Source organism: Acinetobacter sp. YH12041, from assembly GCF_013419975.1.
Taxonomy (GTDB): domain Bacteria; phylum Pseudomonadota; class Gammaproteobacteria; order Pseudomonadales; family Moraxellaceae; genus Acinetobacter.
In genome coordinates this window covers 1-26,367 of the sequence record NZ_VOZC01000028.1, presented here as the reverse complement: position 1 = coordinate 26,367, position 26,367 = coordinate 1, and the positions used below count along the sequence as shown (strand labels likewise).

Below are 26,367 nucleotides of genomic sequence, written 5' to 3'. Positions count from 1 at the left end.
ACTGAGGATCAGAAAGCTTGTTTGAATCGATGTATTTCATCCGCAGATTATGCATGAATGCCAAGAAATCTGGAGTGCAAATATTAACCAAAAAGAAGATCGTTTTTTGATTTATGAAAGAGATCTATTAAAAAACTTTTTCATCTTAAACTGAATTTGGTAAACGCTTAAAATAAACATGTAGCCAATAAAAAAGCCACTTATATAAGTGGCTGATTTATAACAAGAATTTTGGTGGAGATGGCGGGAGTTGAACCCGCGTCCGCCAACACTACGCTCGAGAATACTACATGCTTAGATATCGTCTATTGTTTTAACACCAAGAGACCCGACGAACAGGGTTCAAGGTGCGATCCTCTAGATTTGGTATAAAGCCCCGAGGCTTGACTCTATACGGACTTGTGTGCGTTCGCTTCAGTCGGGATCTCTAACCACAAGTATTCAGAGATGCGGACAAGCAACCCTTAGGCTGCTAGAGCGTAAGTTTCGTCGTTTGCGACTATTTAAATGCAAATTTTATTTACGAGAGAAAATGCGCTCTCGGCATGCATCTATGAGTTTCATCATCGGCGTCGAAGCCAAGAACATCCCCAAAGTACAAGCTCATCATAGCATAACTGGCAAAAAATACGATGCATTTTCTACACAAATACACTTTTGAATGCGCCTGATTACATAATTGCGCTAATATTTCATAATTCAAGTCAGCATTTAAAAAAATTATGAGCTATTTATTGGCACTCGACCAGGGAACGACATCTAGCCGTGCAATCATCTTTAATGAACACGGACAGATTCAGGCAACAGCTCAACGCGAAACCCATATCCAGACCCCACATTCCGGCTGGGTCGAACAGGATGCACAGGAAATCTGGAGCTCGCAAATTGCAGTGGTACAACAGGCGCTTGCTACCGCCCGGATTCTGGCCAAAGATATTAAAGCGATTGGCCTGACCAATCAGCGTGAAACGACTGTGGTATGGGATTGTCGTAATGGGAAGCCTCTTGCACCAGCGATTATCTGGCAGGATCGTCGTGCAACAGACTGGTGTAATCAGCTGATACAGCAAGGCCAGATGGATCAGGTACAACAAAAAACCGGGCTACGGATTGATCCTTATTTCAGTGCTGGCAAGCTGGTCTGGTTATTGGAACATGTGGATGGCTTACGTGAACTTGCAGAACAAGGTCATGTCGCTTTTGGCACTATTGATAGCTGGCTGATCTGGAACCTGACTCAAGGTGCCGAGCATATCATCGAAGCCAGTAATGCGTCCCGTACCATGTTGATGAATCTGCATACTCAACGCTGGGATGAGGAACTACTCGACCTGTTTAATATCCCTGCTTCAGTCCTGCCACGAATCATCAGTTCCGATTGTCATATTGCAGATACAGCACCGGGTTTGTTAGGAGCCACCATTCCCATTACCGGCATTCTGGGTGATCAGCAATCTGCCTTGTTTGGCCAGTCTTGCTTCGAACCCGGTATGGCAAAAAATACCTATGGCACCGGCTGTTTTATGCTGTTCAATACCGGTCATGATATTCAGCTCAGCCAGAACAAATTACTTTCTACCCTCGCCTGGCAAGCACAGGAACAGACCAGCTATGCCCTGGAAGGCAGCGTTTTTATGGCCGGTGCTGTGGTGCAATGGTTACGTGATGGGCTGGGCATCATTCAGAAAAGCAGTGATATTGAGAAGCTGGCCTGTAAAGTTGAAGATACTGACGGCGTGGTCTTAGTTCCTGCTTTTACCGGACTGGGTGCACCGCATTGGGATAGTGAAGCGCGTGCCCTGCTTTGTGGTATGTCACGTGGGACCAATAAAGCCCATATTGCCCGAGCTGCACTGGAGTCCATTGCTTTTCAGGTCTCCGATGTACTGACGGCCATGCAATCCGATATTGCCCATCCTTTAAAAGAGTTACGGGTCGATGGCGGTGCCAGTTGTAATGATATGCTAATGCAGTTTCAGGCTGACCTGCTCAATGTTCCTGTCTTGCGTCCGAAGATGCTGGAATCCACAGCTTGGGGTGCCGCAGCCATGGCAGGCTTAAAATCCGGCGTATTTTCCAGCCTTAATGAAATTGCCCAGTCTTGGCAACTGGAACGTGCCTTTGAACCCAAAATGCAGTCCGATGAACGTGAAGCCCATTTAGCTAAATGGCAAAATGCCTTAAAACGGGCTAAATCAGATTTATAAGATCGAAAAAAACCGCTAAATAGTTAGCGGTTTTTTATTTTGGAAAATTTTAATGTGATGGCATTCCACCCACACCCGCTTTCGGTCGTGGTGCCAACCAGACGATTAAGGCAGCAAAAACAAAGACCATCGCCAGTATCAAAAACAAGTGATTAGCTGACAGGGTTAATGCTTCTTTATCCACCAGACTGGAAATATAACCCAAGGCACTGTCCGAACTCATGCCCTGTGCCATTAAGGTATTCTGGGTTTCTTCGACATTCAGTTTACCTACCAGCTCACTGCGGGCCACTTTACTATGATCATCCCAGATCGTGACTGCAATTGAAGCTCCGATCGCTCCAGCCATGGTCCGCAGAAAGTTCATCAAACCAGCCGCTGAAGCCATTTCCTGAGGCTGGACTGAGGCCAATGCCATATTGGAGAGTGGAATGAAGAAGAATGGCACCGCAAAACCTTGCAGAATCTGTGGCCAGGCCAATGCCATAAAATCAGCATCCGTAGTCCAGAATGCCCGCATCAAAGTCACAACGGCGAGCAAGGTCAAACCGAAACTGGCCAGAATGCGCTGATCATATTTGGTCGCCATCTTCGCCACAATCGGTGACATCAACAGGCTACCAAAACCCATGGTTGCGGTTAAATAACCTGCCCAAGTGGCCGTATAACCCAGATTAATTTGCACCCACTGTGGAATCAGTACAATACTGGAAAAGAAGGCACCGAAGGCAAAGGCCAATGACAGCACAGCAAAGGTAAACCCGCGATATCGGAAGATCCGGATATCTACAATCGGATGCCGTTCGGTCAGTTCCCAAATGGTAAAGATGATTAAACCGACTATGGCAAGCACCGCCAAGGTCCCAATAAAGGAACTGCTAAACCAGTCATGTTCATGACCGAGATCTAACATTAATTGCAGCGCACCAATCCAAAGAATCAGTAAGAACAAACCACCTTTATCAATCTTCAAAGTATTGGTTTCAGTTTCTGCTGGTTTTAATAGCTTCAATGCAGCCAGACCGCAGAACAAACCCACCGGGATATTAATAAAGAAAATCCAGTGCCAAGACAGGTTATCACTAATCGTACCGCCGAGAATTGGACCGAGAATTGGACCGACAACGGTGGTCATTGCCCACATCCCCATCGCTTGGGATTGTTTTTCAGGTGGGAAAATTCGCAGTAATAAAGTCTGGCTTAGCGGCATGATTGGGCCACCGAACAACCCCTGCCCGATCCGGCAAAACACCAGCATTTCCAGACTGGTAGAAATCCCGCATAGAATCGAAAAAATGGTAAAACCCAGCAGGCAGACACCAAACAGGCGTACGCTACCAAAGCGACCCGCCAGCCATCCTGTCAAAGGTACACAGATCGCTTCTGCGACTGCATAAGACGTAATGACCCAGGTGCCTTGCGAGCTGGACACTGCCAGACTACCGGTAATATGCGGCACCGAGACATTGGCAATGGTCATGTCCAGCACGACCATGAAATTGGCTAATGCCAGCACAAAGGCTGCCAGCATCAGCTTGCCGCCAGTCAGATTCCCATATGGAACATATTTATTCATCGGGAATTACTTCTTGAAGTGGATTTCAGCTTCCATCGACAGACCCACACGTAGCGGATGCTCGGCTAGTTCTTTCGGATCTAGCTGGATACGCACTGGTAAACGCTGTACCACCTTAATCCAGTTGCCTGTGGCATTCTGAGCCGGAATCAGAGCAAACGCTGAACCTGTACCACCAGAGAAGCCCACCACGGTACCGTAATATTTCACCGATTTACCATACAGATCAGACGTCAGTTCAGCTTTCTGCCCCACACGGACTTTTTCCAGCTGGCTTTCTTTGAAATTGGCATCAACATAGAGCTGATCTACTGGTACGACCATCATCAGCATTGTACCTGGCGCAACACGTTGACCCACCTGAATTGAACGGCGTGAAACCACCCCATCAAAAGGTGCTTTAATTACAGTACGTTCTAAGTCTAGCTCGGCCTGTTTCAGTTTGGCTTCAGCCACAAGTACATCAGGAGTCGAATTTTCATTCGCGCCTTGAATCAAGGCTTCATTCGCCGCTAAATTGCTTTGTGCGGCTTTCTGGCTGGATCTTGCTTGTGCCAGACCCGCTTCAGCAGAAGCTACGCCTGCTTTAGCAGTATCCAGTGCAGATTGTGCTGTACTGAGTTCTTCTTTAGACACTGCACCGCTCGCACTGAGTTTTTCACGACGCGTATATTCATCTTGTGCTTTATGTAAGGCTGCCTGAGCCTGAGCCAGCTGGGCTTCGGCACTGCGAATTGCATCATCACTAACCCCAATCTGTGAGCTTAAAGCCCCGCTATTGGCCGCAGTCTGTTTGTACTGGCGCTTGGCTTTGGTCAGTTCTGCACGTGCCTGAGCCACTGCAATTTTGGCATCACGGTCATCGATTTTGGCCAGGATATCTCCCTGTTTGACCGCTTGGGTATCATGGACAAGTACTTCAGCAACCTGGCCACTCACCATAGACGTGATAGAAGCCGTTTCAGCACCGACATAAGCATTTTCAGTACTGACTGAATTGTTCAGAAAGAATTTCCACACCAGAAACAGCACCAGTGCAATCACCATAAGGAGGGCAACAATACTCAGGGCTTTTTTACGTTTATTTTTTAAAGCTTGATCCGAAGTTGTATCTGATGCGTTTTCTGGCAGGGTGTCTTGTACATCTGTCATTGATTTTTTCCTAAATCCAACAGACTTGGTCACGCAGCCACACTGACCAGCACTGACATGAATGTATAGATTCATATCCCGTTTATTGATCAATGGGTAAAATGAGAAAGCCGTATTAATTTAATTTTCATGCATTCTAATAATAAAAATTAGAAAATATGCAAAAAAATATTACTCGGAAGTTTAAAAAACTAAGCCCCTATTCCAGGAATAAGGGCTTAGTTCGGGCTCAGAATGAGCCAGGATTGAGGAGATAAACTTAATTAATAGGCATATGAAGCAATCGCTGTAGCAATTGGCTTGTCATCATCATTGACCATGGTCATACGCATGGTACAACCCTTACGCCCCAAACGTAAGGTTTCTGCACGGGCAATAAAATATTTACCACGACCGGGCGCTAGATAATCCACGCGCATATCAACCGTCGCCAGACGTGATACCTTTTTAATCGTATCGGCAATAGTTTCCGGTTCGGCTTTCTTATACAGCTCACCCATCGCCACAATTCCGCCAATACTGTCGAGTATGGTCGCTGCAAGACCACCATGCAGAATCTGAAATGCCACATTGCCAATCATGAAATCCTGCATTTCAACATATGCTTCGATCTGACCATCGACCACTCGCATGGTCATGCCATTATGCTTAAAAAAAGGAGAGGTATTAAAAGCGTGTACCAGCTGGTTTAAGACCACTTCAATATCCACTTTTGCACCTAAATGTATATTACCTGTCCAATTTCTTTCTGTCTTAGTCATAAGTCTGCCCGAAGCTACAACAATAAAAAACCGCTAATTTATGCCCAAAAAATTCAGATAGGGCTACAATAGGGGCCTAGTTTAATACTGATTACTGAGATTTTTATGACCTATACGTTCAATCGTCCCGCGTTTCCTGCAACTCGCATGCGTCGTATTCGTAAAAATGAGCATTTACGTTCTATGGTACGTGAAACCCATCTCAGTGCTGATCACTTGATTTATCCAGTATTTGTGCTGCCGGGACAAAATCAGACCCAAGACATTCCAAGTATGCCAAATGTGCAGCGCCTGTCTGCTGACTTGTTGTTAAAAAAATCAGAACGTTTGCTGGAACTGGGTGTCAATAAGCTGGCGCTGTTCCCGGTCACACCACAAGAAGATAAAAGTCTGACTGCAGAAGCCGCTTGGCATGAAGATGGCTTGGTACAGAAGACCGTTCGCCTGCTGAAAAAAGAATTACCGGAAATGGTGCTGATCACTGATGGCGCGCTAGACCCTTATACCACGCATGGCCAGGATGGCATCATTGATGAAACCGGTTACGTGCTGAATGATGAAACGGTTGAAGCACTGATCAAGCAGACTTTAAGCCATGCCGAAGCCGGTGCTGATATTGTCGCGCCAAGTGACATGATGGATGGCCGCATCGGTGCAATTCGTCAGGCCTTTGAACAGAATGGCCATATCTATACCTCTATTATGGCTTATTCAGCCAAATATGCGTCTAGTTTCTACGGTCCATTCCGTGATGCGGTTGGTTCTGCCAGCAACCTGAAAGGCGGCAATAAATACAATTACCAAATGGATTTCGGTAACCGTGCTGAAGCATTGCATGAAATTGCACTGGATATCCAGGAAGGTGCAGATATGGTCATCGTTAAACCGGGGATGCCTTATCTGGATGTGGTTCGTGAAGTCAAAGATACCTTCGGTGTACCTACCTTTATTTATCAGGTTAGTGGTGAATATGCCATGCTGGCTGCTGCGATTCAGAATGGCTGGTTATCTGATAGCGTGATTCTTGAATCCCTGATGTGCTGTCGCCGTGCCGGTGCAGATGGTATCTGGACCTACTTCGCGGAAGAAGCGGCGCTCAAACTGAAAGACATGAAATAAAATAGAAGGACCTTGGCGCAATGCATATCGCCATTATCGGAGCAGGCATCACCGGCTTGATGTCAGCTCTGGAATTGCTTGAACAGGGATGTTCTATTACGATTTTTGATCAACACGCGGCTGGACAGGCAGCTTCTTGGGCCGGAGGTGGCATTCTCTCCCCGATGTATCCCTGGCGTTATCCCGATGCCGTCAATGCCCTCGCCCGCCATGCCAAACCGCTGTATCAAGCCTGGAACCAGAAACTGCAACCGATCACCGGGATTGATTTCCAGATTCATGAAACCGGTATGCTAATTTTTGATGAGTCTGATTTTGAAATTGGACTTCGTTATGCCGAGCAATATCAGGATCCGCAGCAACATGCCGAATATCTGAATCAGCCTCAGATTCAGCAAATTAATTCCAAAGTAGATCCGAAATTTAAACAGGCGATCTATTTTCCAGAACTTTCCAATATCCGCAATCCGCGACTGTTACAGTCCACTATTGCTTACCTCAAGCAGCATCCGCGTGTCAGCTGGCAAGAGCACTGCAAAATCACCCAGCTGAATATCCAGCAAGATCATGTACACAGTGTTTCCACTGAAAATGGTTTGAGCTTTAAAGCAGATCAGTTCGTCATTGCAACCGGTGCATGGTCTGCAGACTGGTCGGAACAGCTCGGTCTGGACATTCCAGTTCATCCAGTTCAAGGACAAATGCTACTGTTTAAAACACCAGCAAACTGGCTACCGACCATGTGCATGAACAAGGTCATGTATCTGATTCCACGTCGTGATGGGCATGTGCTGTGTGGTTCCAGCATGCGTCAGGTCGGTTTTGATACTTCGCCTTCTGCTGAAATCCGTCAGGCTATCTTGGATGCCTGTCTGGAAATGGTGCCTGAACTGGCTGATTTTCCAATCGTGAAACAGTGGGCGGGTCTACGCCCAAGCTCACCAGATGGCATTCCCTATATCGGCAAAATTCCGCATCTGAACAATCTCTGGACCAATTTTGGCCAGTTCCGTAATGGTTTATGTATGGGTGCTGCTTCTGGAAAATTGCTGTCTCAGTTAATCCTGGAACAACCGACCATCGTAGATCCACAGCCTTATAGTCCGGTACAGCGTTTACAGCCGCACTCTTTAACGGTTTAAAATTTCAATCAAGGCTTCTTTCAGGGTCGGATAACTAAATTCAAATCCGGCTTCCTGCAAGGCTTTGGGCTGGACATATTGACCATTCAGAATCAGTTGTGACTGCTCACCCAGCATCATTTTCATACTGCAAGCTGGTAAGGGCAATAAAGGTTTACGCTTCAGCACCTGTGCTGCGATCCGGACAAACTGCGCCTGACTGACTTTTTCTGGAGCAACCACATTAAATACCTGTTGCTGGGTCGACTGCTGCATCAGGAATTCGATCGCCCGCATGACATCCTGTAGATGTACCCAAGTCACCGGCTGACGCCCATGGCCAATCCGGCCAAACATATTCAGCTTAATTGGCAATAACATCTGCGGAAGAATCCCGCCACCTTGGCCAAACACCACAGCAAAGCGAACGATTTTGGTGTCCTGCCCGGTATAGGATAAGGCCAGTTTTTCCCATTTCTCACACAGTTCTGACATAAAAATCGATTGCGGTGGACTTTGTTCGGTACATACCGTATCCCAGTGTTCTTGCGGATCGATTCCGTAGTAGCCGATCGCTGAAGTCGAAATAATACGTTTGGGTTTGATCTGATTTTTTTCTAGATAGTCATATAACTGCCTGGTGGTATTTAGCCGACTATCCAGCAATTTCTTTTTCCGTGCGGCTGTCCAGCGACCCTGACCGATACTTTCACCGGCCAGATTAATCACATAGTCAATCTGATGATTTTTCAATTCTTCCAGATCATTAATCCAGTGAAAATCAGGATGCTCTTCTCGCAATTTTTTCTGCCGGGTCAGGCCGATTACCGCATAATCACGAGCCAGTAAAAATTTCACCAGATGGCTGCCAATAAAACCGCTGGCGCCTGTCATAAGGACTACAGGTTTATACATGGTTATTCTGAGCCATTATTATTGTATTGCTCAAATTATACGTCACTCATAAATCAGAATGTTGGGTGAAATGATATGGGTCGATGAGTGAAGAATGGCCTCATCAGGCTATACAGAAAACTTCTGATTTTCTATCAGCCTGATTTAGCTTTTTGAATTTAATCTCAACGATTTTGATATAAAGAGTTGAAATCTTAGCCAAACATTTTTGCTGCCATACGCTGTGCTTGTTTGCCATAAAACCAGTAGGTCAGCAGATAGAGCGGAATCGCGATGAGCAGGAACATGATCACGACGATACTTATAAATTGGGGCTGTTGCAGGTACAGTAAAAAGTCCTGCCAGGCATTTGGATTGGATCGTGTCGCAATGGCAATCCCTAAAATTAAAAATGCCAGATTATAGCCCCAGTAAATCAGGCTGAATCCCAAGGTGAATTTTTTACGCTCCGCTTGGGTTGGCGCCCGTTGTTCCTGTTTTAAAAACTTAAACAGTACCCAGATCATCGCCACCAGATAAGGCACAATGGTTAATACTGCACCCATGCCTGTCGGCATTAACGCCGCCACGACCCCGCAAATGCAGGTAAAAATAAAGCATAGGAAGAAAAACCAGAGAAAATAGCGAGTTAGAGGCACCATTAGTAGGACTCAAGGACAATTAATCAACTAGTATAAAAAAAATTAATTTTTTTTTCATTTTATTGTCAACCTAAAGCGAGATGCTGACGTTATATAGGGTACAAGGTTCGGAAATTTGGACTGGCATCCACAAATTTTCGTTCTCTTTGCTAAAGCAATAAGTCCAGTGTTTTAGAAAATTTTGAATAGCAGCCAAAATTTTCACTATACACAAATCTTTGACCGACGATTTCATCATCACTCGAATCGTCGGTTTTTATTTTTTGGACGAACCGTTTTTAGCAATTCGCCTGCAAATTTTTATCAGCTTCTTATGCAGCATAAAATAATGATCGGCTGCATTTTTTCAAGTCTGTTTTTAGCAATTTTTATAAAAAATATTGGTTCTGCTACCCAGATGCTATGAAAAATGCCTGAAGTAAAATTTAAAATAAAAACGCTGTATTCAATACTTTATATATAAACATCATATTTTATTGATTTCATAGATATTATTCTAATATTCAAAACTACGCTGAAAATAGTTTTAATGATGTATAGCAATGAAATAGATCAAAATATTTTTTTCAAGTAGATTTTTAGCTGGGCTTTTTTCTATAGTAGGAAGGCAAAAATAAAGGTGAGTATACATGGCAGTTCATTTTCTACATACTTCTGATTGGCATTTGGGACAGTTTTTCCATAACCATGACCGTGAATTTGAACATGCACAATTCCTGAATTGGCTCCTTGAACAAATCAAGGAAAAACAGCCACATGCCCTACTGATTGCCGGTGATATTTTTGATGTCATCAATCCCGCTTCCAGTGCCCAAAGACAGCTTTATCAATTCCTTGCCGATGCCCATGAACTGGCACCGCATATGCAAACCCTGATGATTGCCGGCAACCATGATTCAGGTTATCGAATTGAACAGGTTCAGCCTTTACTCACTAAATTCAATGCCAAAGCGGTGGGTATTGTCGGCCGGACTGCGGACAATACTCTTGATCTGGATCGTTTGCTGGTTCCGATTTATGACCAGCAGCAAGAGATTATTGCCTGGTGCCTAACTCTACCTTATTTGCGCAGTGCCGAAATTACCGGTATTAATGAACATACCCATAATAGCCAGAATGCCATCAGCTATCTGCACCAACAGTTGATTGCCGAAGCCAAAGCACGTAAGCAGCCACATCAGGCACTGATTCTTATGTCACATGCACATATGCAAGGCGGTGAAACTTCCGATTCCGAACGCCCCATTATTGTCGGCAATGAAGAGGCTCTCTCAACGGCGTTATTTGATGAAGTCATTGACTATGTCGCTCTGGGACATCTGCATAAACCGCAGAAAGTCGGTCAGCCGCATATTCGCTATAGTGGCTCCCCGATTCCCCTATCCTTTAGTGAGATCAACTATTCGCATCAGGTTGTTGAAGTCAGAATCGATCCTGAACAAAATGCTGAACAGCGTTTTCAGTTTGAAGCGCTGAAAGTTCCTCGTACTGTCGAGCTATTTAGAATTCGAGAAAATCTGGAAAATTTGCTCAGCAAAGTAAAAGCACTGCCGACTGGGGAAATTGAGCATCTGGCAGCACGACATTTTCTGGAAATTGAATACACTACCGATGCACCGCCACCGGTAGATTTACGTCAGCAGATTGAACAGGCACTGCCGCCAAATCGTTATCGTCTGCTACGCATCAGCCGAATTTATCAACGACAAGCAGAAGATCAGGCTGATAGCTCTAAAATTGACTTGGCACCTCCAACACCTGAATCACTGTTTTTCAATATCTGGGAAAAAATGGGCTATAGCCAGGATCATTCGGTGCAGCAGGATTTTCAGCAGTTACTGGTCGAAGCCCAACATGAACTTGCACAAAAACAACAAGCTTAGGATCAGCCATGAAAATTATCCGTCTGAGCCTAAATAACCTCGCCTCTCTCGCTGGTACACATCATATTGATTTTGAATCGAATCCACTGGCACATGCCGGACTGATTGCGATTACCGGAAAAACCGGTGCTGGTAAATCTACTCTGCTCGATGCCATGTGCCTGGCGCTGTATAACGAAATTCCACGTTTAAAAGGTGCCACAGGTAGTCTGAAAGATGCAGGTGGACAGGATGTCTCGATCAAGGATTCCAAAAATATTCTGCGCCGTGGTTGCGTACAGGGTTTTGCCGAGCTTGAGTTTATTGCCTTAGACCAGAAACGCTATACGGCACGCTGGGAAATTCGTCGTGCCCGGCAGAAAGTGGATGGTAATTTAAAGGTCGATCGTGCCATTACCTGTCTGGATGATCAACGGATTCTAAACCAGAAGATTTCTGAATGCACGCCGCTGATTGAAAAACTGGTCGGCTTGAGTTTCGAGCAGTTTACCCGTGCGGTTCTATTAGCACAGTCTGAGGTTGGTGCCTTTTTAAAAGCCAAAGATAATGAACGTGCCGATTTACTCGAATATCTGACCAATTCTCAGATTTTCAGTCTGGTCAGCCAGAAAGCATTTGAAAAACACAGTGAAGTGAAGCAGAAACGCGCTGACCTGGAAAAATTAATCGGTCATCTGGAACTATTATCTGAAGAAGATATTGCTGCCTTACAGCAGCAACACACTATTTTAAAACAGGCGGTTGAGCATCTAAACCAGAGCGAAAAGGTACTGGAAAATGACCTGAAATGGCATCGCCAACAGCATTATCTCTATACTGAAATTCAGGCCAAAAAAGAAATCTATACGGTTCAGCTGGATGCTGAACAGAAAATGGCACCGCAAAAACAGTTATTAGACCAACTGGACCAGTTTCAGCAGATTCGGGAACAGTTTGTCCAGCAACATCAGTTTCAGAAGCAGCGTAGCCATTTACTGACTGAGCAACAAAACCTTGTTGCCGAATTCACCTCAGTGCAGCAGCAGCGTGATAGTGAACAGCACAAGTTGCAGCACGTTCAGCAACAGCAACAACAGCAGCAACAAGACTTTCAGAAGATCAAACCTTATCTGGATCAGGGACTCAAGCTGGATCATGAAATGCTGTCGATTGGCGAGCAGTATAAACAGCTTCTAGCTGAACAGCAGACCTATAGAACCCAGCAGATTCAGCCTGTTCAGAATCAACTGGTGCAGACTGAACAGCATTTACAACAGGTTCAGGCTCAATATCTACAGATTCAAAAGCAACTGGAACAACAGGGCTTCTTAGCGGTTTTCGATGACGAACCGCAGGCGACTCTGCAACGCTTACAGGATTATCAGGAACTGCACCAGAAATTCATATGGCAGCACCCGGCACTTTTCCAATCCAGCCGCACTGAACTGGAACAGCAGCAACAGGCTTTATCTGCTAGCTTGCAGGAACTCACTCAGCGTTATACTCATCTGGATCAGCTTGAACAGCAGATCCAACAGTTCCATACGCAACAGCAGCAACTCAGTACCCAGCATTCGAAGCTTGAAGCTTTAATGCGCACTGTACAGCAAATGGCTGGCTTAGAAACTGAAAGCCTGCAATTGAACCGCGAGTTAGAAAGCTATCATGACCGCTTAAAGCAACTAGAAACTGAGCTGGTTCAATTACAGCAACAACGTCAGGAAGCAGAACAGGCTTTCGAACAATTGCAACAAGTATTGGCTCAGCAACGTTTATTACAGGCACAAAGTGTGCAGGAATTACGTGCACAGCTGAAACCAAATGAGCCTTGTATGGTCTGTGGCAGTCATGAGCATCCTTTTGTACAGCATCAGGAACTGCTAGAAAATGCTTTGCAACAGCTACATGACCAGCAGCTTCAGGAAGCTCAGAAAAAACTACAGCAACTGACTCAGACATATCAGCAAGCACAAATCCAGCAATCTCAACTACAAACCCTAATTGAGCAACATCAGCAACGCAGCAGTCAACTCAATACGACCCTTGCACAGCAAAAGGCTCAACTGAGTCAGGATTTGCAACACTTCGGTTTACAGTTTGATCTAAGCCAGAGCACAGATCATTTGCAGCAACAGCTTGGCCAGCATGTGCTTCAACTTCAACAAGAACAACAGCAGCTAGCACAAACCCTGCAAAATCAGCAAAGTGACTGGAAACAATGGCGCCAGCAACAGCAACAGCTGGATCAGCTACGTTTTAGCATGCAGCAGCATTCACAGTTAGAACAAATGATTCAGCCGGTTGTTAATTTACTGCCTGAGTCCTTGCAGAAATCCTGGATTACTGATGCCTCATCAAGTTGTCAGCAGTTATCTCAACAACTACAACAACGTCAGAAACAGTCTCAGGAATTCAAAACCCTGGAGACTCATATGCAAAGCTTAAACCAGCAGATTGAAAAGGCACGTGATCAGCTCAGCCTGCATCAACAATATGATGCTCAGTTACAGCAAAAGATGAATACGGCGCTGAATATGGGCAAAGCACTACGTGAACAGCTCAACCATCTGACCCTCACCCATGCCGGACAGGTTTATCCTAAAGCACAGGAATGGCGTGACCATTTGGAGCAACAACAACAGGCGTTGGATGAACAGTTACGGGCACAGAGTCTGGTTACCCAGCAGCATGATCAGCATTTACGACAGGCTGAGCTGAAAAAGCAGAGTTTCATCACCCAGATTCAGCAACTGGAACAACAGATCAAGCAATGCCAGCAATCTATTCAGGACTGGCAAAATACACATCCTACGTTTGATGCCGAACATATCCAGTATTGCCTGAATATTGACTTGCAACAGCATCAGCAAATTCGTCAGCAATTACAGGCACAACATCAGGCGGTTGAAAATGCCAAAACAGCTTGGGACATTCTGGAAGAACAATATCAGCATCATTTGAAATCCAAGCCTGAACTTAGCTTTGAAGAAGTTGAACTGCGCTTAAGTAGTCTGGCACAGGAAAAAGCTGAACAGGAAAATGCCTGTAATGAAGTAGCCACCAAATTAAGAATACATGCCAATAACCAGTCGACCTTACAACGCTACCAGCATCAGATTGAACAGGTCAAAGCTGAAGAATATCGTTGGGGCCGGATCTATGATCTGATCGGCCATAAGGAAGGCACCAAATTCCAGAAAATCGCGCAGGAACATCATCTGGATATTCTGGTCGAATATGCCAATCAGCAACTACAGCCTCTGGCTCCGCGTTATCAGCTGTACCGGATTCCAGACAGTTTGAGTCTGGCGATTATCGATCTGGATATGAACAGCGAAGTGCGTCCTGTCCTGTCACTCTCTGGCGGTGAAACCTTCCTGGTCTCTCTGGCTCTGGCCTTGGCGATTGCCAATATGGCTTCCGGCTCAATGAAACTAGAATCGCTATTTATTGATGAAGGTTTTGGTACTTTAGACCCGGCTTCCTTACATATGGTCATGAATGCACTGGATCATTTGCAGAGTCAGGGCCGTAAAGTAGTGCTGATTTCACATGTGCAGGAGATGCATGAACGGATTCCGGTTCAGATTCAGGTTAAACCGGTCGGTGCCGGTGCCAGTACCATTCAGATTATAGGTTAAAGCATGAACTCCACCCCGAACAAGCTCTCGCCCCATTTCAGCTTACAGCTCGAGAGCTTGCGGGGGATCAGCGCCATTGTGGTGCTATTTAGTCATAGTTTTCAGGCCTTTATTGCACCTTTTGATCTGAGCTTATATTCCTGGGTACGTCTATTAGGCCAGGCTGCTGTGATGATCTTTTTTGTGCTTAGTGGCTATTTAATCGGGACTTCGGTCCAGAACAACATCCAAAAACATGAAAATTTTAATCTGCGGCAGTATATACGGCAGCGTTATCGCCGTATTTTACCGCCCTTTCTGTTTGCATCCGCTTTCAGTCTGATTCTATATGTACTAGCACCTACATTTTTTGCTTCACATAGCCATGAGTTCCAGAACAGTTTCGGCATGATGATGCGGACTGCCTATAACATTGATACTCAGGATTTTTTGGGTTCTTTATTCTTTCTAAACGGCTTTATTACACCGACGGTATCTGCCAATGCACCGCTCTGGAGCCTGAGCTTTGAAGTCTGGTTTTATGTGCTGGCCGGATTTCTGCCTTTTTTAAAAGATTCTGGAATCGCTAAAATCGGCTTTTTTATCTTGCTTCTAGGGCTTTCCATACTGAACTTTCAGTTTCTGTTTTATTTTCTGCTCTGGCTGGTTGCCTTTGCCAGTTCATTCCGGCAGATCCAGCTGCGTTTTTTGAGTCGACTACAACCTGTTAAATTAGTGCTCTTTGGTTTGGCGTTTATGATTGCCTGTGCGGATGCTTACCAGTTTCATGTCATTGAACAGGCTGACTTATATCGTGTAAATTATTTTGTGCCGTTTAACCTGTGTATGGGACTCGCCTTTGTCTGCTGGATTGTGCAGCTGCAACATCAACAAAGCCAATATCAACCAGTTTGGCCTCAGTCCGCAAATTTCTCCTATACACTTTATGTCACCCATTTTCCTTTACTGCTTTTTATTCTAGGCTGCTTTCCTGCAACGCTTGATCATGGTCTTGAGGGTGCCGTTTTATCCTTATTTATGAGCATGTGCAGCTTAATTTTCTTTGCCTGGTTCATGGCCCAATGGCTGGAACCCCAAAGAAAAAAAGCGTTATCAACTACTCTGCAATAACGCTTTTCCATAACTCAATTGTCTGTATACATCAGTCCGTTTTTTTAGGACGTGCGCCAAACAAGGCTGTTCCCACACGTACCATGGTAGAACCTGCTGCAATCGCCTCGGTCATGTCGGCAGACATCCCCATACTTAAAGTATCCCAGTCTTCAGGTTTTGCATGATGGCTTTTGACCTGTTCGAACAAGGCTTTGGCATCTGCAAAGGCCTGGGTATTTTCTGGCGCAGGAATGACCATCAAACCACGTAAGCGCAAATTCGGTAATTGACTGATCTGTGCCACCAGTTCTGCTACTTCCTCAGGCTGACAACCGTCCTTGCTATCCTGCTCATCAATATTGACTTGCAGACAAATATTAAGCGCAGCTTGAGAATCACTACGCTGATTAGATAAACGTTCAGCAATAATCAGACGATCCACCCCATGCACCCAGGCAAAATTTTCTGCCAGATGTTTGGTCTTGTTGCGCTGCACATGACCGATAAAATGCCACTCAATATTCAGATCTTTGAGTGCCGTGATTTTTTCCAGTGCTTCTTGTAAATAGTTTTCACCAAAGGCACGCTGACCAGCCTGATACATTTCTGCCAGCACAGGGCTAGGCTGAGTTTTAGATACGGCCAGAAGTTGTACCGAATCCGGCTCACGTCCGGCCAGAGCGCAGGCAGACTGGATCTGAGCTAAAACCTGATTTCGTGACTGTTGCAGCATATTCATTGATGGGGTTCTCATTTCGTGCGGATTTTTTTCCCTTGCTCATCAACTAAGTGTTGGTTAAGCTGTGGGAAAGCCTTATTATTCTAGCAAAATAAATAACATTTTAATGAACTCGGGGACCTTATGGATATTACAGAACTGTTAGCCTTTTCTGCTAAAAATGGTGCGTCGGATTTACACTTATCAGCAGGCTTGCCACCCATGATTCGTGTGGACGGGGAAGTACGCCGCATCAACCTGCCTGCACTAGAACATAAAGAAGTACACAAACTGGTGTACGACATTATGAATGACAAGCAACGCCGTGATTATGAAGAAAATCTGGAAACTGACTTCTCTTTTGAAGTTCCAGGCGTGGCCCGTTTCCGTGTGAACGCATTTAACCAGAACCGCGGTGCAGGCGCAGTATTCCGTACCATTCCATCGAAAGTGCTGACCATTGAAGATCTAGGCATGGGCCAGATCTTTAAAGATATCTGCGAATATCCACGCGGTATTGTACTGGTAACAGGACCAACCGGTTCAGGTAAATCAACGACGCTTGCAGCGATGCTGGACTATATCAATGACAACCGCTATGACCATATCCTGACCGTCGAAGATCCAATCGAATTTGTACACCAGTCGAAAAAATGTCTGATCAACCAGCGTGAAGTGCATCGCGATACGCATGGATTTAATGAAGCATTACGTTCTGCATTACGTGAAGACCCGGATATTATTCTGGTCGGTGAGATGCGTGACCTTGAAACCATCCGTCTGGCATTGACTGCTGCGGAAACCGGTCATTTGGTCTTCGGTACCCTGCATACCACCTCAGCGGCAAAAACCATTGACCGTGTGATTGACGTGTTTCCTGCTGAAGAAAAAGACATGGTCCGTGCCATGTTGTCAGAATCTCTACAAGCCGTTATTTCACAAACCCTATTGAAGAAAAATGGGGGTGGTCGTGTGGCTGCACACGAAATCATGATCGGTATTCCGGCGATCCGTAACCTGATCCGTGAAAACAAAGTGGCACAGATGTACTCTGCGATTCAAACAGGTGCCAACTATGGCATGACCACGCTGGATCAAAGCCTGAAAACGCTGGTATCGAAAGGCATTATCAGTCCGCAAGTCGCCCGTACTGCAGCAAAACAGCCTGAATCATTCTTATAAAAATAATTAATTTTTTGGGGTTTTATCATGGACTTTAACGGCTTACTCAACTACATGGTAGAGAAAAAGGCCTCGGATCTGTTCATCACAGCCGATGTTGAACCCTCTATCAAAATTAATGGTCAGATTGTACCGATTGGCTCGGTGAAATTACCGGGCGCGGCTGTGGGACAGCTACTTAACTCGATCATGACCGAGAAGCAGCGCAAGGAATTTGCTGACACACGCGAATGTAACTTCGCCATCAGCAACCCGGACAAATCAGCACGTTTCCGTGTCAGCGCTTTTCAGCAACGCGATCAGCCAGGCATGGTATTGCGCCGTATTGAAACCGTCATTCCGACTATGGATGAGCTGAAGTTACCGCCTATTCTAAAAGAACTGGCGATGACCAAACGCGGAATCATTATTTTTGTGGGTGCAACCGGTACAGGTAAATCGACTTCCCTCGCCTCTTTGATTGGTTACCGTAATGAAAATTCCAAAGGTCATATCATTACTATTGAAGACCCGATCGAATTTGTGCACCAGCATAAGGGTTGTATCATTACTCAGCGCGAAGTCGGTATTGATACCGACTCCTTTGAAGTGGCATTGAAAAATACCTTACGTCAGGCACCAGACGTGATTCTGATCGGTGAGATCCGTTCTCGCGAAACCATGGACTATGCGATTGCCTTTGCAGAAACTGGTCACCTGGTTTTTGCGACCCTGCACGCCAACAACGCCAACCAGGCCATCGACCGCATCATTCACTTCTTCGAAGCCGACCGTCACAGCCAGCTGTTTATGGATCTGTCCCTAAACATGAAAGCCATTGTGGCACAGCAGCTAATTCCAACTATCGATGGCAATGGCCGCCGTGCAGCGATTGAAATCCTGATCAATTCGCCATTGATTGCGGATCTGATCCGTAAAGGTGATGTGCATGAGATCAAGGATCTGATGAAGCGTTCACGCGAACTGGGCATGCAAACCTTCGACCAGGCGCTATATGACCTGTATAAGGCCAAGCAGATTAGCTATAAAGATGCACTAAAACATGCCGACTCACCAAACGACCTGCGTCTGCAAATCAAACTGTCAGAAGAAGGTGGCGAGCATTTATTACGTGCGCATTCCAATATCACTTTTGATGGTCAAACCTGATCATTTTCAAAGCATAAAAAAACAGGCTTTTAATAAAGCCTGTTTTTATTTCAGCCTAAAGCTGAATTATTTCTTACGGTAAGCTTCCTGACATTCAGGCGCGTCACAATAACCGTAAAGATTAAGTGAATGACCAGTCAATGCAAAACCAAATTTCTTCGCAACTTCGTGCTGTTCATGTTCAATAACATCATTTGTAAATTCAACGACTTTGTTGCAATTTTGACAAACCAAGTGATCGTGATGATCTTCCTGCATAATTTCAAAAACTGAGTGATTATTTTCAAAATTATGACGCTCAATAATCCCTGCTGCCTCAAATTGTGTTAACACACGATACACAGTTGCAAGACCCACATCTTCCCCTTGTTCGAGTAAAGTCTTATAAATGTCTTCAGCGCTAAGGTGATGCCGTCTAGAGTTTTCTAATAGTTCTAATATTTTAATTCGTGGAAGGGTAACTTTCAGTCCAGCTTTTCGTAAATCTTGGTTTGAAATAGGCATGTAAAAAGGTCTCTCAACAAAATCAAAGTTGGAATAGGCAACAAAGTTTAGATGCAGTATGATCTATCCTTGGATCAAATGCATCATAATTAATTTGGGATAGTGTAGCAAAATGCAAAAAATCATGCTGACGTTATTCGTCACTTCATTGCTTGTCGGCTGTTCGACATTAGGTGTGTACAAAGTTGATATTCCTCAAGGAACACCTTTAACTCAAGCACAAGCCTCTAAAATTCAGGTAGGAATGAGCCACCAACAGGTGCGTTTCCTGCTCGGTAGTCCAACAGTATCTGATCCGCTCAATCCGCTACGCTGGGACTACATCTACAACTATACCCCAGGAACCTATGCTAAAAAAGCCAAGATCCCAGCAGCCCAAGGCCAGCATCTAAAAATTTACTTTAATCAGTCTGGTATCGTAGAGCGTATTGAAGGTCTGGAAACCATTCCAGAATCTCAGCCAGGTCTACCAGGTTCCAAAGAAGCGATCTTAAATGCCCCACCACTATAATCGCTTTTGCATAAAAAAACCCCTGTATGATCAGGGGTTTTTTTAATTAAATAGATTGATTTATCAAATAATCAGACCATCTGTTCAATAAAGCCACATTCCACTAATCTGAACGTTTATTTTGCTTGAAACGGTTACCTTTGGCATAACGACCCACCGGATTCTTTTCAGCGCGCTTACGGCGGATATCCTTGGGGTTGATGGTTAAAGCACGATAAATTTCTACCCGGTCTCCTGCTGCCAATGGCTGGGTATGATCCTGTAGCTTAACGCCAAAAATGCCCAGACTCAGAGGTTCAGGCAATTCCACCTGTGCACGGATGCCACTTTGGTCAATTGCATCCAGTGCAGTCATGCCGGGCTGGAAAGGTACGGCAATATGAAACTGTTGTTCCAGGGTAGCATAGGCTACCCAGATCATTGCCTCAGTCATCAGAAAAATTGTCCTAATACAGCAACAATCGCCAGAATAATTGATACTGGCAAGACAATACGAACCGCAATACGCCAGATGTTATATACCGCTTCTGAGCTGAAGTTCATCGATTTACGCAAATGACTAATCTTCATGATCCAGCCAGCAAACAAGGCATAAATCAGACTGATCACCAGTCCCCAAAGAATCAGCAGATTATTGAAAATCGGTGCAACATTTGGAATTAACCAGACCAAGGTGGCAGCGATCACAATCGCCCACTGAATGATGATATTCATTTGGCGTTGCTGTAACTGCTCACGTGCCATTTGCATAAGCAAAGCAGCGGCTGCGACAATGGCTGCGATTAAAGCAAATGCAGGGATTTCAGCTTTTACTGCAAAGAAACCAAAGGCGATGATCGCTAATAGCTGCGCGACCCAAATCGGTAAGGCTGTTTTAGTCGCAACATCCTGCTGTTTTACGACAGCCAGACTTGATTGCCAATACAGCCCCATACCTAGACCACTCGCCACCAAAGCCAATACAGTGGCATTGCCCCACTCTACGAATTGGACGGGTGTTACCTGCCAAGCCGGTAATTCAGTTCCCATCACATTCGCCATAATCAAAGATGCAAGTACGCCGATCGCAGTGATCCCAACCAGAATTAAACGTGGCACCAGCGATAATATAAATGCAGCAATTGCCAGCACCGCAAAAATCACTGGCTGCTGAACATCAAGATTAGCAACTGCAATCACATTAGAAGCATGATTAAGCATCGCACCCGCGAGGAATGGAATAAATACAACTGCCAGCCAGCCGACGATCCGCCAGCGCTGAGAACTATCAGCTTCACGGGTAAGGCTCGACAATGCCTGTAGTGCAGTGGTTTTTGAGCGTTTCGCCAGAGCAATTTCCAGATAACAGACTGGAAGGGCCAGAATTAGCATGGTCGCTAACCACAACATCCAGAAATCAAGCTGACGGTCAATCTGAATACCTGTTATCGGTGCGAGTGTCGCAATAATAAGAAAGGATAAACAGAAAGCCATCAGAGGCGATAACCATTTTGACATAGCATTGTCCTGCATGATGTATTCCTATAAAAATCTAGCGCTATTTTGCCTTGTGAGACGATGAAAATCAAAAACAAAAAAGCAAACCACCATGCCCGTGATTTGCTGCGCAAATTTATTATTAAGCTTTATTTTTTTATTTTCCCGATTTGTCTTTATTCTAAGAACAATCGAGTTATGAGAAGAAACGGGCAAACCAGTTTTTACCCTTTTTCTTTTCTTTATCTTTAATGATTCCCATCATATTTTCTTTTACCGCACCGACATAATCCGCGTCATCGTGCTGAATATGATTGATCAGCCATTTAGATAATACTTCATGTAATTCCGCTTCAATAGATTGGCCCAATTCAAAACGGTCACGATAAGATTCAATCTTTTTAATAAACAGGTCATGTACACGTTTATGCGGCACACGATATTTATAGCCCGCTTCTTCCTGGAGTGATTCTTCAAAGGTAAAATGCGACTGGGTATAATCAATAATATTTTCTAGAATCTGTTTAATACGAGCACGATCGGTATTGGCATCAATTCCATCAATCTCATTGATATAATCGAGAATTCGTTTGTGCTGATCGTCAATCACATCGATACCAGTATTATAATCTGGAACCCATTTCATTTTCATTACGACCACCTATTGATATTAATGATTTATCGCTTGAAAAAGATCATATATCTAATTGATTTAAATAAAAATGAAGTAAATCGGTTGGTTTTCAGTTTATTTTCTATTTAATTAATGTAAATCATTGTTTATCCAACCAATTATATTTTAAACCCGACCACAAGAATAAAGTATTTTTTGATCGATTTTATATTTCATGGTTTATTTATTTTAATGATTTCACTTTAAAATAAATATCAAATTCAGAAAAAAACAGGAGCGATATCCTGTTTTTTAATATCGAATTTTAACCAGATTTAATATAAATCTGCTTTAGTCACCCGTTTTAGCGAAGGATTCAGACGCTCTCGTTCCAGACGGGCGACATGGGTCAATTGGGAACGATATTTGGCCCCATCTCTGAACAAAATCATTTCACCCTCCTGAAAGGCTGTCCATTCTTCATTCTGCGTTAGCGGCTCTGTGGTAATCACAGCGACCCGATCTTCAGGCGTGGTGACCTGACTAAAATCCACTTCAACTTCGATATCAATCAGTTGAGCTGGCTTAAATGGATATTCACGAACCAGCCAATGCAGTTTAGTCGTTGCATAGGTAAATAATGCCTGACCATTGGACAGACAGAAATTAAAAGTGCCATGCTCTGCAATGGATGGAGAAATCTCAGCCAGCAAATCAAAGACCTGATCCAGCTTCGGTTCATCATAACCAAAACGTTTCACCAGCTGATCCAGCAAATAACAGAAAGCACGCTCACTATCAGTGTTACCGACTGGCGTAAAACGTCCCGAAAGTTCAGGTAAAAAATCTTTTAAATCACCATTATGAGCAAAGATCCATTGTCGTCCCCATAATTCACGGCTAAACGGATGCGAATTTTCCAGATTAATCTTGCCCTGTGTAGCCTTACGGATATGCGCAATTACATTACGGGATTTGATCGGATAATTACGCACCAGTTCTGCAATCGGTGATTCAACAGCTGACTGATTATCAACAAATAATCGGCAGGCCTTATCCTCAAAGAAAGCAATTCCAAAACCATCAGAATGATCTGAGGTAATCCCCGCCCGCTGAGAAAAACCTCGAAATGAAAAGGTAATATCTGTTGGTGTCGCACAATTCATTCCCAGTAGCTGGCACATAATCTTCATTCAGGTCACAGAGTATTCTTAAGGTTATTGTGCATCACAGGCTGAACCTTTTCAAATCTCGATCATTGCAATGCTATGCGCTAAAAATGCTAATAAACTATTTTTTTATATTTAATTTAGCAAAAGGAGTTTCAGTTTTAAAGCTCAGCTTAAAAATGCATATCTTAAATTTAACTTTAATATTTATAGTGATCAAAATATTAAAATAAAAGAAATAAAAAAGAGCCTCAAGTGAGACTCTTTGATATTCAATTTATCTTTATGGACGATGTGGATTAGAACGATTGGTAATTAAAGTTCCCACACCATGATCAGTAAAGATTTCTAACAGGCTGGCATGTGGTACGCGACCATCCACGATATGTGCACTGATCACGCCGCCTTTTACTGCGTCAAGCGCACAGCCGACTTTAGGAATCATGCCGCCATAGATCACACCTGTTTCGATCAGACGATCAACTTCCTGAGTCGTTAAACCGGTCAGCAGATTTTTATTTTCGTCCAGCACACCGGTAATATTGGTCAGCAAAATCAGCTTTTCTGCCCCTAAGGCTTCGGCCACTTTACCCGCAACCAGATCGGCATTGATATTGTAGGTGTTGCCTTCTTCATCGACACCGAGCGGCGCAATCACCGGAATAAAGTCACTGTTGGTAAACATTTCCAGTACGTCAGTTTTCACGCCAACGACTTCACCCACCATACCCAGGTCCACTTTTTGGATTGAACCGTCTTCAGCCGTCTTTTCCATTAACAGCTTTTTGGCGCGTAACAGGTTGCCATCTTTACCGGTTAAACCAATTGCACGGCCACCATGTTTGTTGATCAGGTTCACAATTGATTTGTTTACGCTACCGCCCAGAACCATCTCGACCACTTCCATGGTTGCCGGATCTGTCACGCGCATACCATCAATACGGTCAGATTCACGACCTAGCTGTTTCAGCATAGAATCGACTTGTGGACCACCGCCGTGTACCACAATCGGATTTAAACCGACTGTTTTTAATAAAACGATGTCACGTGCAAAAGAGCTTTCTAGCTCAGGATCCGTCATCGCGTTGCCACCGTATTTTACCACCAGGGTTTTACCCGCAAAGCGTTGGATATACGGCAAAGCTTCAGTCAAAATTTGTGCTTTGTCGATGCCTGTATGCTGATTTGGCATTCGCCTCTCCTTATTGAGCATCTAAAATGTCTTGAGCGATCTGTGGATAACGGTCACGCAACATGGATACAAACAGATGTCGAATTTCATTCAGGCCTTGTGCATCATTGGCATCAAAGCGCACCGTGAAATATTCACCCGTATTGGATGCTCGAATGATGCCAAAACCATCATCAAAATCAAGACGTATCCCGTCAATTTTACTGATTTGTGCATTTAATTGCGTAGATTGCTGCTCAACAAAGTTTAAAAGCTCAACAGGCTGCACCTGATGAGTGGAAATATATAAATCTTCAGTCCCATGACGTTTTGGATAAGCGCGCAAGGCCTTACTTAAAGTCATACTTTTCTGATCCAGATATTCCATGACCCGAAGCGCCGCATAAAGACCGTCATCATAGCCCCAGCCACGTCCGTCATTAAAAACATAATGCCCGGCATATTCACCACCAAAAATGGCCTGATGCTGGGACTGCGCCAGATATTTTCGCAGGAATGAGCTACCAGTACGAATCATCACCGGTTTTCCGCCCAGGCGTTGAACTGTATCGCGAACCAGGGTTGAACATTTAACGTCATAAACAAACTGACATGCTTTTGTGCCAGTCATACAAATTTCTGCGAATAAACAGAGAAGCTGATCAGCACTAATAATGACACCCTGCTCATCCACCAGTACCAACCGGTCCCCATCACCATCTAGGGCAATACCCAGATCCGCCTGCTGTTGCATGACAACCTGACGCAAGGTTTGTAAATGCGCTTCCTGAGAAGGATCAGGCGCATGATCCGGAAAATGCCCATTGGCTTCACAACGTAAGGCGGTAACTTCACAACCTAGTTTTTGCAGCACCAAGTTGGCACAACGTCCTGCTGAACCGTTCAGACCGTCCAGCACTACTTTAAATGGGCGCTTCAACTGAATATCTTCAAGCATCTCCTGCTGATATTGCAGACAAAATTCGGGAATAATTTGGTGAGGCAAATCATTCAGACACGATAAAGAACTATTTACATGAAGTTTTGCTTTTTGTGCGACCTGCTGAATCATCTCGGGACAAGGCGGCTCCCCTGCAATAATCCATTTAATTCCATTATCTTCTTTAGAATTATGGCTGGCCGTGACCATCACACCATTACCATCAAACTGACGCGCTGTGTAGTACAGCATCGGACTGGAACAACAGCCGATAATGACGGCTTCAATAGTATAGTCTTGAAAAATACGGCGAATGGTTTCAGCAAAAGCCGGACTGCTGATGCGGGCATCATAGCCAATCGCAACCCGAGTCTGTCCCGCAGCTTGATATTGCTGAGCCAGACCATGCGCAATAGCATCAATCACACCTGTACTGAGTAAACTGACTTTACCTCGGATATCGTAGGCACGAAAAATGTGAGCCGGAAAGGGTTGATTCATGGATCCCATAAACTGTTCTTTTCACTATTGAATATAAGGAGATAAAATAATGATTAAGCAATCATCATGACTTTAAACATTTGTTTTTGTTTTAAGACTCTGTATTTTTATATGAATTGAATGTGACAATCAATTATAAAAGTATAATTATTAATCTTTTATGTATTTAATTTGTATAACTAGTAAAATAAATAAACCCAACTAAAAATGACTTCTTGCATTAGACCTCTTTCATAAATCATTTTTTGCTCAGTTCCAAGTTGTAGATTCCAGCGATTAAATTGAATCTCAAACCAAGCCTTTTACCTCTATTTCGATAACGCTCAGCAAGGATTTTGAAGGTTTT

At 44.3% G+C, this 26,367-nt stretch carries 22 protein-coding genes, 1 other RNA gene and 1 pseudogene; 9 read left to right on the top strand and 15 right to left on the bottom strand.

Annotated features, from left to right (window positions below):
• Positions 1-232 precede the first annotated feature (232 nt).
• Positions 233-592, bottom strand: a transfer-messenger RNA (tmRNA) gene (gene ssrA, locus FTU00_RS14235).
• A 130-nt stretch (positions 593-722) separates the two neighbouring features.
• On the opposite strand from ssrA, the gene glpK reads away from it, so the two are divergent.
• The gene (gene glpK / locus FTU00_RS14230) at positions 723-2,207 is read left to right on the top strand and encodes a glycerol kinase GlpK (protein ID WP_180053943.1); all 1,485 of its coding nucleotides are present in this window, start codon (positions 723-725) and stop codon (positions 2,205-2,207) included.
• A gap of 49 nt (positions 2,208-2,256) precedes the next feature.
• Here glpK and FTU00_RS14225 read toward each other — a convergent pair whose 3' ends face one another.
• From FTU00_RS14225 to FTU00_RS14215, 3 genes are all read right to left on the bottom strand, one after another.
• Positions 2,257-3,783 (bottom strand): DHA2 family efflux MFS transporter permease subunit, encoded by a 1,527-nt coding sequence (locus FTU00_RS14225; RefSeq protein ID WP_180033571.1) that lies wholly within the window; start codon positions 3,781-3,783, stop codon positions 2,257-2,259.
• 6 nt (positions 3,784-3,789) lie between these two features.
• The gene (locus tag FTU00_RS14220) at positions 3,790-4,935 is read right to left on the bottom strand and encodes an HlyD family efflux transporter periplasmic adaptor subunit (RefSeq protein ID WP_180179933.1); all 1,146 of its coding nucleotides are present in this window, start codon (positions 4,933-4,935) and stop codon (positions 3,790-3,792) included.
• Between the two features lie 263 nt (positions 4,936-5,198).
• Positions 5,199-5,696, bottom strand: coding sequence for a thioesterase family protein (locus FTU00_RS14215; RefSeq protein ID WP_034703122.1), 498 nt, complete (start codon positions 5,694-5,696; stop codon positions 5,199-5,201).
• Positions 5,697-5,801: 105 nt separating this feature from the next.
• Between FTU00_RS14215 and hemB the strand changes: the two genes are divergently transcribed.
• Positions 5,802-6,815 (top strand): porphobilinogen synthase, encoded by a 1,014-nt coding sequence (gene hemB / locus FTU00_RS14210; RefSeq protein ID WP_175966866.1) that lies wholly within the window; start codon positions 5,802-5,804, stop codon positions 6,813-6,815.
• Positions 6,816-6,835: 20 nt separating this feature from the next.
• A complete protein-coding gene (gene thiO / locus FTU00_RS14205) occupies positions 6,836-7,957 on the top strand; it encodes a glycine oxidase ThiO (protein WP_180179932.1) in 1,122 nt (373 codons plus the stop codon).
• On the opposite strand, the gene FTU00_RS14200 is transcribed toward thiO, so the two are convergent.
• Complete coding sequence (locus FTU00_RS14200) at positions 7,946-8,851, bottom strand: TIGR01777 family oxidoreductase (RefSeq protein ID WP_180179931.1); 906 nt, start codon at positions 8,849-8,851, stop codon at positions 7,946-7,948. The genes thiO and FTU00_RS14200 overlap by 12 nt on opposite strands.
• 194 nt (positions 8,852-9,045) lie before the next feature.
• The gene (locus FTU00_RS14195; RefSeq protein WP_180179930.1) at positions 9,046-9,492 is read right to left on the bottom strand and encodes an ABZJ_00895 family protein; all 447 of its coding nucleotides are present in this window, start codon (positions 9,490-9,492) and stop codon (positions 9,046-9,048) included.
• A 629-nt stretch (positions 9,493-10,121) separates the two neighbouring features.
• Between FTU00_RS14195 and FTU00_RS14190 the strand changes: the two genes are divergently transcribed.
• Genes FTU00_RS14190 through FTU00_RS14180 form a run of 3 tightly spaced genes read left to right on the top strand, consistent with a single transcriptional unit; the run spans position 10,122 to position 16,105 of the window.
• Positions 10,122-11,375 (top strand): exonuclease SbcCD subunit D C-terminal domain-containing protein, encoded by a 1,254-nt coding sequence (locus tag FTU00_RS14190; RefSeq protein WP_180031906.1) that lies wholly within the window; start codon positions 10,122-10,124, stop codon positions 11,373-11,375.
• Positions 11,376-11,383: 8 nt separating this feature from the next.
• Positions 11,384-14,995 (top strand): AAA family ATPase, encoded by a 3,612-nt coding sequence (locus FTU00_RS14185; RefSeq protein ID WP_180179929.1) that lies wholly within the window; start codon positions 11,384-11,386, stop codon positions 14,993-14,995.
• A gap of 3 nt (positions 14,996-14,998) precedes the next feature.
• Positions 14,999-16,105, top strand: a complete 1,107-nt coding sequence (locus FTU00_RS14180) for an acyltransferase (RefSeq protein ID WP_180179928.1) — start codon at positions 14,999-15,001, stop codon at positions 16,103-16,105.
• Between the two features lie 31 nt (positions 16,106-16,136).
• On the opposite strand, the gene FTU00_RS14175 is transcribed toward FTU00_RS14180, so the two are convergent.
• Positions 16,137-16,826, bottom strand: coding sequence for a YggS family pyridoxal phosphate-dependent enzyme (locus FTU00_RS14175; protein ID WP_180179927.1), 690 nt, complete (start codon positions 16,824-16,826; stop codon positions 16,137-16,139).
• A gap of 123 nt (positions 16,827-16,949) precedes the next feature.
• On the opposite strand from FTU00_RS14175, the gene FTU00_RS14170 reads away from it, so the two are divergent.
• Both FTU00_RS14170 and FTU00_RS14165 read left to right on the top strand, forming a co-directional pair.
• The gene (locus FTU00_RS14170) at positions 16,950-17,987 is read left to right on the top strand and encodes a type IV pilus twitching motility protein PilT (RefSeq protein WP_004783232.1); all 1,038 of its coding nucleotides are present in this window, start codon (positions 16,950-16,952) and stop codon (positions 17,985-17,987) included.
• Between the two features lie 27 nt (positions 17,988-18,014).
• Positions 18,015-19,136 (top strand): PilT/PilU family type 4a pilus ATPase, encoded by a 1,122-nt coding sequence (locus tag FTU00_RS14165; RefSeq protein WP_004783234.1) that lies wholly within the window; start codon positions 18,015-18,017, stop codon positions 19,134-19,136.
• 66 nt (positions 19,137-19,202) lie between these two features.
• On the opposite strand, the gene fur is transcribed toward FTU00_RS14165, so the two are convergent.
• Positions 19,203-19,640 carry a ferric iron uptake transcriptional regulator gene (fur, locus tag FTU00_RS14160; RefSeq protein WP_004783237.1) on the bottom strand — a complete coding sequence of 146 codons (438 nt, stop codon included), beginning with the start codon at positions 19,638-19,640 and terminating at the stop codon, positions 19,203-19,205.
• Between the two features lie 112 nt (positions 19,641-19,752).
• Between fur and FTU00_RS14155 the strand changes: the two genes are divergently transcribed.
• Positions 19,753-20,151, top strand: coding sequence for an outer membrane protein assembly factor BamE (locus tag FTU00_RS14155; protein ID WP_004783238.1), 399 nt, complete (start codon positions 19,753-19,755; stop codon positions 20,149-20,151).
• A 103-nt stretch (positions 20,152-20,254) separates the two neighbouring features.
• Here FTU00_RS14155 and FTU00_RS14150 read toward each other — a convergent pair whose 3' ends face one another.
• From FTU00_RS14150 to FTU00_RS14120, 7 genes and pseudogenes are all read right to left on the bottom strand, one after another.
• Positions 20,255-20,584: an RnfH family protein gene (locus FTU00_RS14150; protein WP_180179926.1), complete on the bottom strand. Its 330-nt coding sequence runs from the start codon at positions 20,582-20,584 to the stop codon at positions 20,255-20,257.
• On the bottom strand, positions 20,584-21,663 hold the full coding sequence (locus FTU00_RS14145; protein WP_180179925.1) for a hypothetical protein: 1,080 nt from the start codon (positions 21,661-21,663) through the stop codon (positions 20,584-20,586). The genes FTU00_RS14150 and FTU00_RS14145 overlap by 1 nt, the downstream gene beginning before the upstream one ends.
• A 160-nt stretch (positions 21,664-21,823) precedes the next feature.
• A complete protein-coding gene (locus FTU00_RS14140; RefSeq protein ID WP_004783243.1) occupies positions 21,824-22,279 on the bottom strand; it encodes a bacteriohemerythrin in 456 nt (151 codons plus the stop codon).
• A gap of 296 nt (positions 22,280-22,575) precedes the next feature.
• A complete protein-coding gene (locus FTU00_RS14135; protein ID WP_180179934.1) occupies positions 22,576-23,424 on the bottom strand; it encodes a class II glutamine amidotransferase in 849 nt (282 codons plus the stop codon).
• Between the two features lie 268 nt (positions 23,425-23,692).
• Complete coding sequence (gene argB / locus FTU00_RS14130) at positions 23,693-24,601, bottom strand: acetylglutamate kinase (protein ID WP_159123314.1); 909 nt, start codon at positions 24,599-24,601, stop codon at positions 23,693-23,695.
• 10 nt (positions 24,602-24,611) lie between these two features.
• Positions 24,612-26,030, bottom strand: a complete 1,419-nt coding sequence (locus FTU00_RS14125; protein WP_180179924.1) for a phosphomannomutase/phosphoglucomutase — start codon at positions 26,028-26,030, stop codon at positions 24,612-24,614.
• Between the two features lie 229 nt (positions 26,031-26,259).
• Positions 26,260-26,367 (bottom strand): annotated as a pseudogene (locus FTU00_RS14120) (IS5/IS1182 family transposase); the annotation flags it as partial.

Bases quoted from the DNA above. Each gene is read 5' to 3' on its own strand.
- glpK (WP_180053943.1), top strand. From the start codon at position 723: ATGAGCTATTTATTGGCACTCGACCAGGGAACGACATCTAGCCGTGCA.
- FTU00_RS14225 (WP_180033571.1), bottom strand. From the start codon at position 3,783: ATGAATAAATATGTTCCATATGGGAATCTGACTGGCGGCAAGCTGATG.
- FTU00_RS14220 (WP_180179933.1), bottom strand. From the start codon at position 4,935: ATGACAGATGTACAAGACACCCTGCCAGAAAACGCATCAGATACAACT.
- FTU00_RS14215 (WP_034703122.1), bottom strand. From the start codon at position 5,696: ATGACTAAGACAGAAAGAAATTGGACAGGTAATATACATTTAGGTGCA.
- hemB (WP_175966866.1), top strand. From the start codon at position 5,802: ATGACCTATACGTTCAATCGTCCCGCGTTTCCTGCAACTCGCATGCGT.
- thiO (WP_180179932.1), top strand. From the start codon at position 6,836: ATGCATATCGCCATTATCGGAGCAGGCATCACCGGCTTGATGTCAGCT.
- FTU00_RS14200 (WP_180179931.1), bottom strand. From the start codon at position 8,851: ATGTATAAACCTGTAGTCCTTATGACAGGCGCCAGCGGTTTTATTGGC.
- FTU00_RS14195 (WP_180179930.1), bottom strand. From the start codon at position 9,492: ATGGTGCCTCTAACTCGCTATTTTCTCTGGTTTTTCTTCCTATGCTTT.
- FTU00_RS14190 (WP_180031906.1), top strand. From the start codon at position 10,122: ATGGCAGTTCATTTTCTACATACTTCTGATTGGCATTTGGGACAGTTT.
- FTU00_RS14185 (WP_180179929.1), top strand. From the start codon at position 11,384: ATGAAAATTATCCGTCTGAGCCTAAATAACCTCGCCTCTCTCGCTGGT.
- FTU00_RS14180 (WP_180179928.1), top strand. From the start codon at position 14,999: ATGAACTCCACCCCGAACAAGCTCTCGCCCCATTTCAGCTTACAGCTC.
- FTU00_RS14175 (WP_180179927.1), bottom strand. From the start codon at position 16,826: ATGAATATGCTGCAACAGTCACGAAATCAGGTTTTAGCTCAGATCCAG.
- FTU00_RS14170 (WP_004783232.1), top strand. From the start codon at position 16,950: ATGGATATTACAGAACTGTTAGCCTTTTCTGCTAAAAATGGTGCGTCG.
- FTU00_RS14165 (WP_004783234.1), top strand. From the start codon at position 18,015: ATGGACTTTAACGGCTTACTCAACTACATGGTAGAGAAAAAGGCCTCG.
- fur (WP_004783237.1), bottom strand. From the start codon at position 19,640: ATGCCTATTTCAAACCAAGATTTACGAAAAGCTGGACTGAAAGTTACC.
- FTU00_RS14155 (WP_004783238.1), top strand. From the start codon at position 19,753: ATGCAAAAAATCATGCTGACGTTATTCGTCACTTCATTGCTTGTCGGC.
- FTU00_RS14150 (WP_180179926.1), bottom strand. From the start codon at position 20,584: ATGACTGAGGCAATGATCTGGGTAGCCTATGCTACCCTGGAACAACAG.
- FTU00_RS14145 (WP_180179925.1), bottom strand. From the start codon at position 21,663: ATGCAGGACAATGCTATGTCAAAATGGTTATCGCCTCTGATGGCTTTC.
- FTU00_RS14140 (WP_004783243.1), bottom strand. From the start codon at position 22,279: ATGAAAATGAAATGGGTTCCAGATTATAATACTGGTATCGATGTGATT.
- FTU00_RS14135 (WP_180179934.1), bottom strand. From the start codon at position 23,424: ATGTGCCAGCTACTGGGAATGAATTGTGCGACACCAACAGATATTACC.
- argB (WP_159123314.1), bottom strand. From the start codon at position 24,601: ATGCCAAATCAGCATACAGGCATCGACAAAGCACAAATTTTGACTGAA.
- FTU00_RS14125 (WP_180179924.1), bottom strand. From the start codon at position 26,030: ATGGGATCCATGAATCAACCCTTTCCGGCTCACATTTTTCGTGCCTAC.